A 16,713-nucleotide genomic window follows, 5' to 3' on the forward strand; every position below is an offset into this window, starting at 1 on the left:
TTGTTCTACTTATCACTTTTGTTTCACATAAGGGCTTTCCGCAAAAACCTGATTATTTACAACCAGGTTAAGCCAGAATTGAGCCAGATCAAAAAAATATTCAGACTCAGTTGGCATTTCCGGGGTTATGGGGTGTTTTTGAGTCGTACAGATTCAGTAACAAAAACCGTCAGTTTCGCTGACATAACTGAACTTTGAGGAAAAAAGCAGTCAAACCATTCAGATAACTGTTTAAAGAATGGAGTTTTAACCGGAAAATGGATATTACCAAACCAGCACTCCCTGCTCTGAGTGTAAGAAATACTGCAACGGAAGAACCTGTTGTTACTCCGGAAGCCACACTGTCTGGCAAGCCTTTGACGATTACAGAAGGCAGTTCTACTTCAGGGTTAAAGCGATCATCTGAAACAGAAGCTTACCCAGCGGATCAGCCTGTTAAGCGTCAAAGCAGATTTGCTTACAGAGATGGGATTATAGATGCCTTTGAGGATAATGGTAACAGGGGGATGACCTATCATGAAATAACTAAATGGATTCAAACGAATAGACCTGACTTAACAGAAAATGTAAAGGATGTAACAAACCGGGTGTCTGTTGTGCTAAGCAGGTACGATGATTTTAAGAAAACTAAGGGTACTAAGGGTACTGGTCTTTGGCATGTTGTAGAAATAGAACACAGAGCTAAAACTAAAGAAAGGCACATTTATAATTTTCTGAACAATCCTCCTGGTAGGATTATGGAAACTGGTGAAATATGTGAGCAGCTCAAAGCGAATGGAGTTAAGAATGCAATCAGTTTAGCTGCCCAGGTTAGAAGAATTCTTTCAAAAAACCCCCAATTTGAAGAAGCTCCGGCTCCCGAATTCATCACGGATACAAGTCAGGGAAAAGTTAAAAAAACTTACTGGAAGCTTAGCGAACCAGAAAATAACCAGCCTTCAACTTCAACGACAGTACCGACTACCTCTCATCAGTCTGCCAGCGGGTGGATGACTCCGAGAGGGTTTTCTATCACTGCCCCGGTTCACCATGCTAATTCGAGCTTTACGATCCGCGTTAATGGTATCAACTATTACTTGCAGAAAGCCGGTGATATTCCAGATTCACTCTACCAACACCCTGAAGCAAACCAGTTAACCTCGAAAATGTTGGAAGGCTATGAGGTGTCTGATTTCGTCAATCTGTATAACTTCGCTAATAAATCTGAAGATATGCAGGGCATATATCTTGACAATGAATTCTACTACCTTATCGAGACTGGTGAATTCAAAGACAATCATTAGGGGTTAGCCATAAAAAAAATTGCTTAGTGCAACCAAGCAACCAAGCGCTAATACCCATACCGTTCGCACTGAGTGGGTTTTCCTTGTCAGGCAAGGCTTTGTCTTGTCCCACACATAGCCACCACTCGCAGGGTCAGCGTGGCAATAAAGGTTAACGCCATCACAAGGTGTGCCGGTAAGGACAACCACTGACCACTAACGAAAACCAGCCCCCCCAGGCAGGCCACCGCAATATAGCAGGTTTTAATCAGCGCCCTGAACGAAGCGCCTGATAGCAGATTCCTTATGGCAACACTTCCTGAGGCATTTACAATGCCCATCAATGCAGTAACGATGGGAGAACCGGTCGCCTGAGACGCAATAGCAGCCCCAACAGTTACCAGCGCGGCAAAACCCACCGCATCCATCAGTTGCAGAGCCATCCCTGAACCTCTTCTGAGCTTCGTCAGCATCTGTCCAACTGACACACACAGAAGAATCACCACCAGATAAGCAGAGTCGTCTATCCAGAACACACTGTTAAAATTAAAACTAAGCAACAGGTCACGTAATGTGCCTCCCCCTACTGCGGTGGCAAAAGCCAGAACGCAGGCCCGGGAAAAATCCATTTTATTTCGGCAGGCAATCAACAGCCCGGTTAAAGCGAAGGCTGCGGTTCCGATAAGGTCGAGGCTATATAAAAGCATATTTCCTGTTACGTCCTTTTTCTTCTGGATTCTTCAGGTTGCAATCGTGAATCAGGGTATTTGACAACTAGCGATATTCATGGAGTGCGGTCAGGTCAACGGGTCTCATAAATAGCCCGGAAACTTTTTTATAGTGATGTGAAGTAAGCAGCGTCTGAAGTAAAAAGTCAGTATAAATCTGTCGCTTACCCATCCTGACACCCGGCCTGAACAGGTAAACGACAGAATTTTTCTACATGAATCAGAAGACCGTCTGGTCTTCAACCTCAGTAGACAGGGCAGTCAGCGCCTTTTCTACCAGGGTTCTTCTCAGCTGCTTCTCTTCAGCCGCGTCCAGCTTTGGATCACCCAGAGGGTGAGGAATCGCTACCGCAGGAACAATCCGGTTAGCACCTACCGTCTTGGAGATAGGCACAACAGTAGCAATGTGTACGACAGGCATAACCTTTTCGATTTCTTTAACGAGCGTTGCACCGCAACGCGTACAGGTTCCTCAGGTGGAGGTGAGGATGGCGGCGGTTACCCCGGCCTTTTGCAGGTGCATGGCGATCTCGGCACCGTATGCCTTGGAGTTGGCAACCGAGGTACCATTACCAACCGTACTGTAGAACTTGTCGTGCAGTTTGCCGATGCGACCTTCACGCTCCATGTCACGCAGCACGTCTACCGGCAGAACACGGTCAGGGCTCTGGTTACAGGCCACCGGGTCGTAACCACCGTGGGCGGTTTCGTGTGAGGCTTCACACAGGCACTCCAGACCTTCAATGCTGTACTCACCGTACTTGGACGCACTGGAAGACTCAATATGGTCAGGGTTGGTCTTGGGAACCACGCCGCCAGACGTCACCAGGGCAATGGTAGCAGTGCTCATTGAGGTCACCGCAGGCTGAGGCTCAACCCGGTCAAACACAGGCATTGGGTACTCAGTCTTGAACTCGCTGCCTTCCAGCTTGGCGATCAGCATGTTCACCGCACGCTTCGCACCACGCTCTTCAGCAAAGAAGTTCACCCGCAGACCGCGAGGCATGTAACCTTCTTCTTCAGGGCTGCCCAGCTGGCCTTCTTTCTCAATAAAAGAAGTGATCAGCTTAGCCATGGCTGGCATGGCTTTACGCATACCGGCGGCACTGTTGCTGGTTTCAACCATGTAAGAGAAATTGCGATACAGCTCGTAGCCCGGGTTTTCAGGGTACATGCCAGAGATGGTCGGAATGCCCATCTCTACAGCCACTTCACCCACCTTGCCGCAAGCCATACCGTAACGACCGGCGTTGAACGCAGGGCCAGCCACCAGCAGGTCGGGCTTGATGTCTTCAAGAATTTCGCGGATGCCCATGCAGGCAATCCCTTCGTTCTCGTTGAAGTAGGAGTCACCACAGATGATGGTGTTAACGATCTCCGCCTTGCCCTTCAGGGCAGCACTCAGTGCGGTACCGGGCCCGACAGGACCGGCTACCAGCTCAATCGGATGGTTAGCGGCTTCTTCGCCGCCCTTCTGTCCGAAGAACTGGTTAATGTAATGAACAATCTTGATAGTCATGATCTGTTCTCGTTTTATAAAATCTTTTCGTCGCTTATGCGTTCAGATGACCGCAGGTATCAACCCGCCATGGCTGTCAGGTTGTGAAAGCCCAGCTCGTTAGTAGCGCCAGTGATCGCCTGAATTTCAGTGGTAATGGAGCCGTCTTTTGCCAGACTGCCTTCAGTACCGCCTGCCAGCCAGTCAGCGTAATGATCGTGACCAATCACTTTTTCCATCGCTGGCAAGGTAACAACGTGGTTAGCGTTACCGTTGGTGACAACGGCGTCGCCTTTTGGCGTGGAGTCAGCCAGAGACTGGGACTCACCTTTCTGGCCAGCGTATTCGTCAGTCAGCAGAACGGTCTTGATACCGGCTTCTTCCAGCTTGCGACAGTTCATCACCAGGTCAGCGTCCGGGTTACCAAAACCTTCTTCACTGATGATCACAGCGTCCAGACCCATCTGTACCGCCAGCTTGGCAACATAGTTGGAAGAACGTTCCTTATCAGCCAGAGTCACGTTTTCGTTGGTGACGATGGCACCCATAAAGTTGTACTTAGTGCCGTGATGCTCATACAGCTCATGGATAACCGGGCTGTTCTGGTGAACGATGCTTGGGTTCTTGTCACAGGCAGAAACACAGTTTCCGCTCATGATGGCACCATCCATCACTTCAGTCGGGTACAGCAGGGTGGGCAGGATGTTCTTCACGTCCACACCGTACAGGTAGGTGTCGTGCAACAGACCCTGACTCTGCAACATGTAGATGTAGCCAACTTTTGGCAGACCAGGGAATTCCTGAGCCTGTTCCAGCAGAGGCTTGGTTTCGTAGGTACGAGTTTCGTCGGCAGTTGCGTCTTTAGCCAGCTGACCAATCAGGTTAGTGGTTTCGATACCCACACGACGCAGGATCGCTTCATGGTCGTACTGGTTGCAGCTGTCGTCTACTTCACAGGTGATGACCAGGTTCTGGGTTTTGGAGAACGGTGTGTACTCCGCGCCAGGACCACTCATGTCGATGATGCCTTCCTGAAAGCCCACTACCTTACCGGTAGTAACAACTGCCATACCCTTCAGAACATGGGTGCGACCTTCACCTACCATGGCTTCATCACCCGGATTGCGGCCGGGGAACATTGTGCCAGTGCCTTCTACCTTAACCCGTGGCTCAATCACGTCCTTAACAGGCATGATGCGGGTCTTGTCGCCTGGCAGGGCGATATCCAGCCTGACTTCGCTGATGCGGTGATCCAGTTCACGGATAAAGCCAGTCAGCTCTTCCCGGTCGATCTGGACCTTGCCAGCGGCCAGGGAAGTACCCTGACCAAAGGCCAGCTCCCTGACGTGTATATTTCCAACTTCCAGTTTCATTTTCTTCTCCTAAAAGATCGTCATCGGGCGGGGCAAAACCCCTGCCCTCAGGCAATAAATCCTGATTCTTTTAATACCCCGGACGCGGCTTCAAGGTCTTCACGAGCCACCATAATGACGGGGCCGGTGCAACCCATACCGGTACGGGCGAAAATCTTTTTAGTCCACAGAGCATCTCTGGCGGTTTCGATATCGAGAATATCAATGCCATTGATGTCTTCATCGGTGGTTTTTTCAGGGGGCGCAGCGACTGTTTCAGTCGCGGCAGCGGCAGCCCTGGGCTTGAGCCCGTCAAGAATCTCGTCCAGACCACACTCTCTGGCCTGATCCAACTCACGACGATAGACGTCCAGCAGTTCACCTTCAGCACAGTCTGCCATCAGCCTGATAGCACCCGCGATCACCGGCGCACCGGAAGCTCTGGAAATAATGCCTACCAGTCGTTCCGCTTCTTCGCCCAGACCCGGACCATAGCCGTAACCCAGCGCTTCATAGCTGCCACCCGTGGTGAAAGAAGAAAACACCTTCATCATCAGGTTGCCGGTCAGGCTGTCCGCCACCATGACATCGGGTACACCCTGCAACAGATCGTTACCACGCATCAGTGCGCCACCATCAGCACGGGCTGATTCGGTAAACTGCATGGGGTAACCGTTGTCCATCAGTTGACGCAGCGCCCTTTCTACCGGGGCGGCCCCATCAATGTTCAGAATGCCAACGGTCGGTTCCGCGATCCCTGTCGCCTTTGCCATGGCAATACCGGCCAGGGTGTTTTTCACCATGGCGCTATTGCGAACGGTGTCGCTGGTGCCAGTGGTGGTCGCCAGAATCATCTCCCGACCCACCGCCGGAGTGATGACCTTGCCCACAGTGCTGACACCCAGCGGGAAGCTGTAGTGCAGGGTGACACAGGCATCAATGCCGCCACTGTCCAGCAACTGCTCCATCACTTCATGGCATTCGTGCAGACCGGAAGCCGGATGCTGCTCAAACTCATTCTCTTCTGCGTCGCCAATCAGCACTGGCTCAATATCAGCGTACTGTTTTGCCGCCAGTCGTGCGGCACGAACCAGTTCCTCAGAACCGTGTTCACTGTCGGCCAAGGTCAGGCCAATACGCTTTTTACGACCGAAGCTGCCACTGACCAGGCCATCAGCCATATCAGTGAAGGCAGAGGCCAGAGCTTCATTCAATTGAGTAGAAGCCATGACGTTTACTCCTGCTCAGCTTTCTGTTCAGCTTTTTCCAGAAGACGTTCAGCGACGTCTTTCATGGCCTCAGCCACCAGTGTACGAGCCTCTGTACCGTCAAAACCGGTGTCTTTGGCAATACCACGGTTTTTCTCGATCAGGGTGGAGATACCGTCAAACTGGTTGGTCATACGACCCAGGAACAGACTGCCCTTGCCCACTACCATAAAGTTATTGATGTCGCCGTTCAGAATGGCGTCACGACCGTGTCCCAGGTAAGGAACGCCAGATGGAATATGCCCCTGAGTCAGGGCATAGCCGGGAATGCCGTGCTGCTTAACAAACTCCATCAGCTGTTTGCGCTCCAGGTGGCCTTCTTTAACCGCCAGCGCCGCAATCATTTTGTAGTTAGCTTCAGGCACATCACCGGCACCGGCAGGCTTGGTGATTTCAGCGTTCTGCATTTCGGTTGAGAAGCGGTCCACTTCAGGAATGGACATACCAACCCGCTTCAGTGGCGCAGATACCAGACTGGTGACAACTGCCTGCGGGGAAGAACCGGTGCCAATGGTATGGCGACCAACGATGTCAGTGTTCACAATTGGGCTAACACCGTCGTTTTCGCTGATGATGGTGGCAAAACCAGCCAGAGCGTCTTCCAGAACCGGAACGTCTTTCTTCAGGTGGTCACGGCCATTCATCGCCAGTTTAGCGACAGCGCCACCCGCGACAACCATGACATTTTTAAATACGCCGGATTTAACCAGGGCCGCCGCATGAACAATAGCGTGGGCAGGCGCCGCACAGAATCCACGCAGGTCACTGCCGGTAGCCGCTTCACAGCCAGCCAGCTCACCAATTGACTTGGCGAAGTTACCGCCACCGCGCTGGTTAATATCACCGCAGGCTTCTTCAGAACATTCGATGATGTAATCGACTTTGGCAAGATCCATGCCCTGCTGTTTCAGGTGCAGCGCCGCCAGAACGCCGGACGCTTTAACGCTCAGGTTTTCAAGAATAATATGGGCGCTGAGGTTTTCATCCTGATCGTGAGCCTGTTTCACACAGCCAACCAGTTCACCATTCATGGTCAGTGGTTCAGCATGATGCGCTTCTACCAGGGCGTGCATTTCTCCGGTGTCCATGGCCGCCTTTTCGTCCAGGACGACATGGCTCAGCAGAGGGTGTCTGGACAGGCTGTTATTAGCCTGTTCAATGAATTCGGGGGTCAGTTTGACCAGATCAAAAACATCGGAATGTTTTAGAAGAGCAAAAAACTCTTCCTGGGGCATGATTTCACCGAAACGTCCAAAACGTTCAGCGTCAGCCATTGCATTTTGATACCAGGGCTTTGCAGTGTTATCCAGTTGTTCTGGTGTCAGGTTACCAATAAAGCACTGGTTAGCCGGATAGGCGACAACGTCTTTAAAAGGACGAAGTTTTTGTTTTAATTCAGACAGGTATTCATGATCTTCAGCTTTTTTCGCAAATACCTGATTAGAACCAAAGGGGATAAAATCAGGGGTATGGGCAAGTATATAACTTGCTCCCTTAATAACGGGGAAGTCCACGGCAGAAACTCCGTCAGCCAGCCTCAGGAATTATTTCCTGAAAAAAAGTTTATTTGGCTATATCGACTAACGCTTTCAAATCACGCCAGTCGATATAACGACCCAACCCGTCATGTGCGAAATCAATAATTGCTGCAAGGACCGCTTTCTTTAAAAGAAAGCAGAACCCGAAACTGCAACGACTGTTAATCGCACAATACCGGGCCAATGGTTAGAGGAACTTACAGAATTGATTTCTGTACTCTCCCACTTCGTCGGTGATTTCATCAACCGGCATAACCATTTCCATCATTCCAACTTGCTCTTCGTAAACATCAGCGTCAACTTCATCCTTGATCTCTGTGTCTACAATATGGTGTACTCGAAGTCCCAACTGGACTCCGGCCAATGGTCCTGCAAAAGTCGGGTCGCCGTTAGTCACGGTTTCAGCTGCCAGGCCAGAGGCCTCGGCTTCTGCGCCGCCCAGAACAACAACAATGTTCTCAGCGCCGTGCTTATCGGTTAATTCCTTGACTCGCTTTTGATTTTCAAGATCCATTGCGCCTGCGGAAGTTCAGACGAAACACTCGGTAGTACTGAACACAACTTCGGCACCGGCGGTCTTTACACATTCTTCAATGGCAGGACCTGGTACGCCGTCGCGATCACCGAGTATTACGACTTTCTTACCTTGCAGCATGGTAAAAAACCTCTTAATCGTAATAAGTGATTAAATTAAATTACGTTTTCAAAAAAGAAAACACCCCTATTCAGTTAACCATTAATAATGAACAATCAACTTGATCCAACAACAATTAATGGCTAACGAATCCCTTTAAAAAACCATCAATATTAAATGTAACGCTTGATGGCTTCTTCAATTTGATCAGCTTCCAGCTCTTCACCGGTCAGATGTTCAATCTTTTCACCGTCTTTATAGAAAACGATAGAAGGAAGACCCATAACACCCTGGCCCATAGCTACACGGCGGTTGCCTTTAATATTGAGTTTGGCAAACTTCATTTCGCTTTCGTAGCGACCTGCCAACTCTACAACATCCGGCATTAATTCTAAACACCTTCCACAGCTTTCGCCCCAGAAATCAACCATGGCAACGCCCTGGTGTTCTTTGATTTCACTGTCGAAGTTTTCTTTGCCCAGCTCGATCATTTTATTTCCCCAAGCAGGTTATTTAAAATCAACTTGTTTATCAACAGGCAGTTTTTAATTATTTAAAACAATTCTTCTAATTTTTCCGCAGAAGGTGTTTCAACGCGTTTTAAAGCTTCACCTTCCCGGAAACGAATTACCGTTGGAATACTGGCAATTTCGTAGCGATCTGCAATGTTTCTACTTTTATAAGTATCAATGGTAACGACTTTCAAACCGTGCTCTTCAGCCTGGGTTTCCAGCTGCGACATCAATTCAAGACTTTGCTTGTCCAGTGGGTTCCAGAAAGCCACCAGCCGGTCTTCTTTCGCTTCCAGAACCGAATGACTCCAGTGTTCTTCTTCGGCGATATAACGCTCGGCGGCAACAGCGGCAACAGCACCATCTCCGGCAGCGGTTACTACCTGTCTCAGCCACTTGTCGTTGACATCACCCGCTCCGAAGACACCCGGCATGCTGGTTGCCATTTTATCGTCGACTTTGATGTAGCCTCGATTCAGTTCAACAGCACCTTCCAGGAATTCAGTGTTCGGCACAGTGCCAACAAACATGAATACACCGTCGGTGTCGTGTTCGGTAATCTCACCGGTCTTCAGGTTCTTGATGCGAACCCCGTTAACCAGCTCATCGCCACAGATTTCTTCAACGGTAGAGTTCCAGATGAAGCTGATCTTGTCGTTAGCCAGCGCCTGTTCCTGGGCTGTACGGTCGGCATCCATAGTGCCTTCGTCGTGCAGTACGACCATGCGGACACTGTTGACGAATTTAGTCAGGAAAACGGATTCTTCAACAGCCGTGTTACCACTGCCTACAACGATAATATCCAGGTCTTCAAAGAACTCCGCGTCACAGGTGGCGCAGTAAGCAACGCCTTTAGCGGTGAATTCTCTTTCACCTTTAATGCCCAGAATTCTCGGATTAGCACCGGTTGCAACAATAACAGACTTAGCCTGATAAACAGTGCCGTCTTTGGTGGTGACTTCTTTCGTGAAGCCATCCTCAGCCATTTTCAGGCCGCTGACCATACCACGCTGAAATTCGACACCAAACTTATCGCAGTGCTCTCTGAATTTATCCATCAGAGCCGGGCCAGTGGATTCAACGATACCGGGATAATTTTCCAGCTCGTTGGTTTTAGCACATTGGCCACCGGTTCTGGCACTCCCCTCGAGCACCAGCGTTTTCATCTTCCCCCGTCCACAGTAAACCCCTGCGGACAAACCACCGGCACCCCCGCCGATGATTAGTACATCATAAACTTCTGACACGGCATTTCACCCATTATTTTTCTGTTTGCAGAGGCTGCGTGAAAAACAACCTTTAACAAAAAATATCAGTTTCATGTATGAACTGTTTCTGGAGACCAGCAGATGCCACAACCCTGCAAACGACTTAAAGTATCAGGAGCCTGCAAGGATGTTTCGACCAGTTCCTAAGTTGGTGGACATAATGCGATGACTGTCGTCTTTATGTATTGATCTGAAACAATATTTCGAATTGGAAACTAAATTTTCATTTAAAAACAGAGACAAGCAACAGGTATCGTTCATCTCCTGTGACTGCTCCCTCAGCTAAAGAGGCTGTCGCAAAAGGGCGGAATACCAGAACATATCGCTGCCCCCCCCGGCACTCATGTGCAACCGTGGATTATTTTTCCTCTCCAGGTTTCGGGACGGCTCTGTTTTCACTACAAAGTGGAAGCATCATTTCTGACTCTTTTTTTGAGGTGGTGATAAAGTATCTGAGCTTTCGGAAAGTTTCCTTTTTCGGGAACCAGCCGCATTTCCACTATTAATTGAAACAGCACTTTCCGGGACAGTTACTAATTTATAGGGACCGTGAAAGTAGACTGAATCAGTATTATAACCGTCTCTCAAGGCATAATGACCGTTTTCGAAATTTATGCCCGGCTCTTCAGAGTGCTCTATCAGATACCCAACCGAATAAATAAACTGATCTACACATTCATATTTGCTGTTATCAACGTCAGTAGATCGAAATGATTCTACGGGCATGAACAGGTAGCACAAAAATGGGGTGAGGCGACGAAGCTCAGTGACCGATTTTGTATCCAGTCCATAGTGAACGTGGTGCGAGAAAGGTTTACTTCGCTTATGCATTGCCAGGCAATGATTTTTCTCATCGTGATGAATACAAAAGCGAATGAGTTCATGATAGAAACTTCTTGGGACGAAAGGGTAATTATATATATCCGGACGACAGTAAGTTGTTATAACCAGAAAATCATATTGGACCAGCTGCGTTAAAATAATATGACCAGCATCATCAGGTATTTCAGGTATTACATAAGTAATGTTGTACTCATACGGGGTGCACCCAAGCTTGGAATCCCGCAAGGGGTATTCTAAATTTACTTCTCCACCACCAGCATAAGAATAATAAGGCATAGCAGTCGTTTTCGACTTTTCCAGAAACTGTGCAGTACAGTTTAGCCGAAAGTGCCATATCCTTAAGCGGTAATGCCAACTTACGGGACTGTCATCAATTTATAAGGACCGTGAAAGTAGGCTGAATCAGGATTATAACCATCTCTCAAGGCGTAATGACCGTTTTCAAAATTTATGCCTGGCTGTTCAGGGTGATTTACCAGATACCTGACCGCATAAATAAGCTGATCAGCAGATTTATGCTTGCTGTTATCAACGCTGGTAGATTGAAATGATTCTATGGGCAGGAACAGGTAGTACAAAACGTGGTAGAGGCTCCAAAGGTCAGTGGCAAGACATTTTTCCACCCCTAAGTGCATGTGGAACGAGCTAGGACTACTTCGTTTATGCATCGCACGGCAATGATTTTTCTCATCGTGCAGAATATAAAAGTAATAGAGCTTGTCACGAAGATTCTCTGGGCACAAGCAACGCCTATCGTACACTAACGGATAACAGTAGGTTGTGATAACCAGAAAATCATACTGAACCACCTGCGTTAAAATAATATGACCAGCATCATCAGGTATTTCAGGCATTACATAAGTAATGTTGTACTCATACGGGGTGCATCCAAGTTTGGAATCCTGCAAGGGGTATTCTAAATTAAATTCTCCACCACCAGCATCAGGATAATAAAGCATAACGGTCGTTTTCCACTTTACCAGAAACTGCACAGTGCAGTTTAGCCGAAAGTGCCATCCCCCAATACGTCAATGAATAGCTATAGACATGGCGAAAGCAGCGAACAGCCACCTCGCTACGCAATGCCACTATGGACGGAGCACTCCGCAGAGTTTGGTAAATAAACCCATTTATTGACACAGCTCAAACCATGTTTTCACAGGCATACCGGTTACGGCAAACCGATATAGCATTGCGCAGAAAACCAGCATAAAAAGAGAGCATTTACCTGAATCGCCACACGGTAGGCCATGAACTCCATATCAAAGGGATTTGCACGCATCCCCCAGGTTGAACAACTGCTTCAGGAACCTGAATTTTCTTCTTATATCCATAAACTCAGTCGTCCGATGGTGTTGGATGCCATTCGCAAAGTGCTGGCTGATGTCCGGCGCAGCGGTGTGCTTTCTGAACCTGACGCGCAGGCAGAATCCATTAACCGAACCATTTACCAGGGGATTCATCAACAGTGCTGCCGCCTGTTACAAAAACGGCACCAGAAAGTCATTAATGCCACTGGCACTATTGTTCATACCAACCTGGGTCGCTCCCCCATTCAACCGGCGGTCTGGGAAGCAGTCAGCCAGGTCAATACGGGGCAGAGTAACCTCGAAATCAAGCTGTCCGATGGCAAACGGGGTCAACGTAAAGGGCTTGTGGATAACCTGCTGGCAAAGCTGACCGGCGCAGACGATGCGCTGGTCGTTAATAACAATGCGTCGTCTGTTTACCTGATGCTTAATGAGCTGGCTGCCGGGAAAGAAGTCATTGTCTCCCGTGGTGAACAGATTCAGATTGGGGGTGGCTTCAGAATTCCTGACATGCTGGCACTGTCCGGCGCCAAGCTGGTTGAGGTCGGCACCACCAATATAACGACGACTGACGACTATCTGGAGGCGGTAACCGACAATACCGCCATGGTCTTGATGGTTCATACCTCCAATTTTGCGATTCGTGGCTTTACCGAATCGCCTGATATCAACGAGCTGTCCAGAAAGCTACCCGACCATGTACTGCTGGCAGTCGATCAGGGTTCCGGACTCACTACCGAGCGGTTTGCCGCTGAAGAAACCCCGGTATCGTCCTACATTAAGTCCGGTGCCGATCTCGTCTGCTTTTCCGGTGACAAAATTATGGGCGGGCCACAGGCCGGTATTGTCTGTGGCAAGCGGAAACTGGTTCAACAACTGGAAAAGAACCCCCTGATGAGGGTTCTGCGCCCTGGACGGGTGGTTTACTCATTGCTGGAAGAACTGCTGGTGCGCAAGCTCAACAAACAGCCTGAAGGCATGGGGCTTGCGGAGCGGGTCACCCACCATCCAGAGACGATCAGGGACCGGGCAATGAGCCTTATAAGCGGCATGGAAGAACACCTTGAACTGGTTGAATCACAGATGATCGTCGGTGGTGGCGCCCTTCCCGATGAACACTTCCCCTCCTGGAACCTGGAACTAAACGACGCACGCCCTGCCAAAACCGTATTAAGCGAATTAAGAGCCATGCCCGTTCCTGTTATTGGTGTGATCCGGAACAACCGGGTTCAACTCAATATTGCGTCAGTGCTCCCCCAGGATCTTGGCGGTCTGAAAGAACAGCTTCAGAGTTATTTTTCTACAGGAAACCCAGTGTGAACAATCCAGTAAAAGACGCAACACTCAGGGCAATCATTGGTACAGCGGGTCATGTTGATCACGGCAAAACCGCTTTGATTAAAAGCCTGACCGGCATGAATACGGCTCGAAGCCATGAAGAAGCCAGGGGCATGACACTGGACTTGGGCTTTGCCCACTTTAATGACGATGATGGCAATACCATCGGCGTAATTGATGTACCCGGTCATGAGCGTTTTATCCGCAACATGGTGGCCGGAGTCTGGAGCCTGGACCTGGTGCTGCTCGTGGTGGCTGCCGATGAGGGCTGGATGCCCATGACCACCGAGCACCTGAGCGTGGCAAAAGCGATGGGGGTCAGGAACGTGATTCTCTGCATCAACAAATGCGACACGGTAGATGCCGATACACTGTCTCTGGTGGAAGAAGACGCTCTGGAACACTGCATGGATATCCTGGGTGATATTCCGGAATCCATCTGTGTGTCGGCCCTGAATGGTGACAATGTAGACGCCCTAAGACGACTTGTTGCACGACAGTTGTTAAATGCTCCGGAGAGAGTCACAGCCCAGCACAGTCATGTTTACATCGACCGGGTATTTACCGTCAACGGTATAGGCACAGTGGTCACTGGCAGTCTGGCGGGTGACAGTCTGAAAATCGGTGACCGGATGAAACTCTACCCCAGTGGCAAAGAAGTCCAGGTACGCACACTGCAATCCTATCACCAGAATCTGCAAGAAGCGCACCCCGTCTCAAGGGTAGCGGTGGGGCTGAAAGGTGTTAGTCGTAAAGAGCTGGAACGTGGTCACTGTCTCGTCAGCCTTGAGTCAGCCTGTACCCTGACCGATCAGCTCTTTGTGCGTATGGATATGCCTGAAGAGGACATTAATAAAAACCGGAAAAACCGGGAAGTAGAAGTCGCCGTTGGCACCTGGCATGGGCTGGGGCAGCTGGTAAACATCCGCGGAACCCGGCTGGGACGATTAAAGCTGACCACGCCCGCGCCCTGCTTCTGGGGCCAGTCTCTCGCTATGATTCGTCATGGTGGTAGCGAACTGGTCTATAGCGGGCAGATTGTCTGGACTGATGATATTGATGTACACCGTCGTAAGCCTTTGCAGAAATTACTGGATAACCTGCCCGAACAGCTTGAGCCTCTTGACCAGGTTCGCCTCCGTCTGAACCTGCACGGTTATGCACCGGCAACCGGATTATCTGAAAGCGATCTGGGTGATGATTACCGCTGGCAGGGAGAGTGGATTCTCAGCCATAGCTTTATCGCCGACACTCTGACAAAGATCATGGCTCTGTTTGAACAGGGCGGTGAAAGTGCTGCTATGACTCTGGGAGAAATCAGTTCTCGCCTGAAGGTTGAAGCAGCGGTACTGGATTTGCTCTTACAGCAGCTTAAGCAGGAAGAGAAACTGTTTATGAAGCGGGATGCCTGGATGCAGGGTACAGGAGCTTCTGAAGATGACTTAGGGGCAGATGCCAGAGCCTTGCTGAAAATGATTGATGAGTCGGGCAAAAATGGCTTTGAAGCCACAAAAGTGAAAGTACCCGGTGCCCAGAAATTGCTGAGGAACCTGGTAAGACAAGGCTTTGTGACTCCGTTTGAGGGCAAGATTTACTACACCACTGACCTCTACAACCAGCTTGTGCAAGAGATTCTGAAGGGGCTTCAGGTGGAGGAGCGCTTTGCCCTTGCCCATGTCAAAGAGCGTACCGGGCTTAGCCGTAAATACATGATTCCTCTGTTAAGCCGAATGGAGCTTGATGGCTGGGTTCGCAGAGATGACAACGAACGTATCGTTTTAAAGCTACCAGAAGCAGACCGGATTGCTGCCTGAGGAAAGAACCATGAGTGCATACAACAGTGATCGTATTCTGCTGATCAGCAACAACCCCAAAGTGGAAATAAAGCTGGAAGCCTTTCAACAGGAAAGCTGCGACAGCTATCAACAAGTATTATTCAAAGCGAGGGATCATATACACGGCGGTGCCCGACTGTTAACACACCCGCTGGCTGGCAGTGTAAAACCCGGAGAAAGCCCTTATCGCTCTGTAGCCGTTTCCCGACAAAAGGGCGAACTGGATATGCGCTCACTGGAAGTGATTGAGTCTGCCATTGAGCGCTTCAGCATCATGACGGCCCACCGAGATGAAAGGCAGTACCCACAGCAGACGATGGAAGACTTCCAGCTGATTGATTTTAATCTGCTGCTGACGGGGCTTGAGTCTGTTACAGGGAGGATAGAAGGCGTGACAAAATAGCCTTTGACAAAGGGACTAGGAGCCTGACCGAGAATAGCGCCCGTAGCGAGGACGGCAGAAAATTGAGGATGAAAATTTGGTTTTGTGAGGAGAATAGCGAGCTATTTGACGAACAAAATCGAATTTTCAGACCAATTTACTGCCGCCGCAGTAGGGCAGTCTATTCTCGGTCAGGCTCCTAGATAAGTCCCTTTTTTAATGAGTTGCCTGTAGCAAGCATCAGGCAGAGGAACTCTGGCGATGGCAATAATAAATATACGTCTCAGGATATATACCAGGATATAGCCCCCCTTCAGAGAGATGACACCACAGAAAAAATATCCCACTCCTTGAAGCGCTTAGGATCTTCTTTAATTAAAAACTGCCGCATGTGCTGTTTAAAGCTGGAAACATTTGAGTACTGGTATAAACCCTCGGTCGGGTTAAACATCTGCAAGACCCTGCCTTCACACCTCATGCCGATCATATGGCCGTCAGCACAAGGGAAAGAAAAGCAAAATAATGAATAACCGGGCTTGCTTAATGCCCAGGAAACAAGTTGTTCGGGGGGGTAAAAACCTGCCCCTTTCAACCAGTCACAGGGTTTAAGGTTCTGGCTAAAAAGTAGAGAAATGACTAATTCCACTGGGCTTAACACATTACTACCGGGAATAGTCCTCTTCCCATAAGCTCCCTGTATGATGGCCATCCAGTGCTGGGAGCCCAGCTCAGTTTCCCTGAGAATTCCCCTTCCACGGGAGGCTATGCTTTTTTTCAACCACGTTAAAACCATACCTGTACATATGCCCACATTGCTCAGCTTGGAAATGGCTATCATGCGGGTATTTTCTCCAATTTTTGTCCGGCGCCAGGTGACAGATGTTGAATGAATATTTTTCATGGTGAACACTTTATATATCATCGCATCTTACCTTTTGACTCACT

General features: G+C 49.3%; 15 protein-coding genes. 4 read left to right on the plus strand and 11 right to left on the minus strand.

Translation table 11 applies throughout. From position 1 onward, the window contains the following. Positions 1 to 257 precede the first annotated feature (257 nt). Positions 258 to 1,283, plus strand: coding sequence for a hypothetical protein (locus NX720_RS06225; RefSeq protein ID WP_262600119.1), 1,026 nt, complete (start codon positions 258 to 260; stop codon positions 1,281 to 1,283). 86 nt (positions 1,284 to 1,369) lie between these two features. Here NX720_RS06225 and NX720_RS06230 read toward each other — a convergent pair whose 3' ends face one another. The 10 genes from NX720_RS06230 to NX720_RS06275 all read right to left on the minus strand — a co-directional run bounded on the left by NX720_RS06230 (position 1,370) and on the right by NX720_RS06275 (position 11,862). Continuing rightward, a complete protein-coding gene (locus NX720_RS06230; RefSeq protein ID WP_262600120.1) occupies positions 1,370 to 1,969 on the minus strand; it encodes a trimeric intracellular cation channel family protein in 600 nt (199 codons plus the stop codon). A gap of 241 nt (positions 1,970 to 2,210) precedes the next feature. Beyond that, positions 2,211 to 3,509, minus strand: coding sequence for a glycine reductase complex selenoprotein B (grdB, locus tag NX720_RS06235; RefSeq protein ID WP_262600121.1), 1,299 nt, complete (start codon positions 3,507 to 3,509; stop codon positions 2,211 to 2,213). Between the two features lie 59 nt (positions 3,510 to 3,568). Beyond that, positions 3,569 to 4,861 (minus strand): glycine/sarcosine/betaine reductase component B subunit, encoded by a 1,293-nt coding sequence (locus tag NX720_RS06240; protein ID WP_262600122.1) that lies wholly within the window; start codon positions 4,859 to 4,861, stop codon positions 3,569 to 3,571. 47 nt (positions 4,862 to 4,908) lie between these two features. Continuing rightward, positions 4,909 to 6,069 carry a glycine/sarcosine/betaine reductase complex component C subunit alpha gene (gene grdD, locus NX720_RS06245; protein ID WP_262600123.1) on the minus strand — a complete coding sequence of 387 codons (1,161 nt, stop codon included), beginning with the start codon at positions 6,067 to 6,069 and terminating at the stop codon, positions 4,909 to 4,911. A 5-nt stretch (positions 6,070 to 6,074) separates the two neighbouring features. Beyond that, complete coding sequence (gene grdC / locus NX720_RS06250; RefSeq protein WP_262600124.1) at positions 6,075 to 7,622, minus strand: glycine/sarcosine/betaine reductase complex component C subunit beta; 1,548 nt, start codon at positions 7,620 to 7,622, stop codon at positions 6,075 to 6,077. Positions 7,623 to 7,833: 211 nt separating this feature from the next. After that, on the minus strand, positions 7,834 to 8,301 hold the full coding sequence (grdA, locus tag NX720_RS06255) for a glycine/sarcosine/betaine reductase complex selenoprotein A (RefSeq protein ID WP_262568005.1): 468 nt from the start codon (positions 8,299 to 8,301) through the stop codon (positions 7,834 to 7,836). Positions 8,302 to 8,453: 152 nt separating this feature from the next. Beyond that, the gene (trxA, locus tag NX720_RS06260; protein ID WP_262600126.1) at positions 8,454 to 8,771 is read right to left on the minus strand and encodes a thioredoxin TrxA; all 318 of its coding nucleotides are present in this window, start codon (positions 8,769 to 8,771) and stop codon (positions 8,454 to 8,456) included. 62 nt (positions 8,772 to 8,833) lie between these two features. Further along, complete coding sequence (locus tag NX720_RS06265; RefSeq protein WP_262600127.1) at positions 8,834 to 10,039, minus strand: FAD-dependent oxidoreductase; 1,206 nt, start codon at positions 10,037 to 10,039, stop codon at positions 8,834 to 8,836. Between the two features lie 435 nt (positions 10,040 to 10,474). Further along, positions 10,475 to 11,179, minus strand: a complete 705-nt coding sequence (locus NX720_RS06270; protein WP_262600129.1) for a hypothetical protein — start codon at positions 11,177 to 11,179, stop codon at positions 10,475 to 10,477. 80 nt (positions 11,180 to 11,259) lie between these two features. After that, positions 11,260 to 11,862, minus strand: a complete 603-nt coding sequence (locus NX720_RS06275) for a hypothetical protein (protein ID WP_262600131.1) — start codon at positions 11,860 to 11,862, stop codon at positions 11,260 to 11,262. Positions 11,863 to 12,153: 291 nt separating this feature from the next. Between NX720_RS06275 and selA the strand changes: the two genes are divergently transcribed. The 3 genes from selA to NX720_RS06290 are packed head-to-tail and all read left to right on the plus strand — an operon-like array spanning position 12,154 to position 15,789. Beyond that, positions 12,154 to 13,533, plus strand: a complete 1,380-nt coding sequence (gene selA, locus NX720_RS06280) for an L-seryl-tRNA(Sec) selenium transferase (RefSeq protein WP_262600132.1) — start codon at positions 12,154 to 12,156, stop codon at positions 13,531 to 13,533. Then, positions 13,530 to 15,365: a selenocysteine-specific translation elongation factor gene (gene selB / locus NX720_RS06285; RefSeq protein ID WP_262600133.1), complete on the plus strand. Its 1,836-nt coding sequence runs from the start codon at positions 13,530 to 13,532 to the stop codon at positions 15,363 to 15,365. The genes selA and selB overlap by 4 nt, the downstream gene beginning before the upstream one ends. 10 nt (positions 15,366 to 15,375) lie before the next feature. Continuing rightward, a complete protein-coding gene (locus tag NX720_RS06290; protein WP_262600134.1) occupies positions 15,376 to 15,789 on the plus strand; it encodes a GrdX family protein in 414 nt (137 codons plus the stop codon). Between the two features lie 292 nt (positions 15,790 to 16,081). Here NX720_RS06290 and NX720_RS06295 read toward each other — a convergent pair whose 3' ends face one another. After that, positions 16,082 to 16,669 carry a hypothetical protein gene (locus NX720_RS06295; protein ID WP_262600136.1) on the minus strand — a complete coding sequence of 196 codons (588 nt, stop codon included), beginning with the start codon at positions 16,667 to 16,669 and terminating at the stop codon, positions 16,082 to 16,084. Between the last annotated feature and the right edge of the window lie 44 nt (positions 16,670 to 16,713).

The sequence above is a fragment of the Endozoicomonas euniceicola genome, from assembly GCF_025562755.1.
GTDB classification, from domain to species: Bacteria; Pseudomonadota; Gammaproteobacteria; order Pseudomonadales; family Endozoicomonadaceae; genus Endozoicomonas_A; species Endozoicomonas_A euniceicola.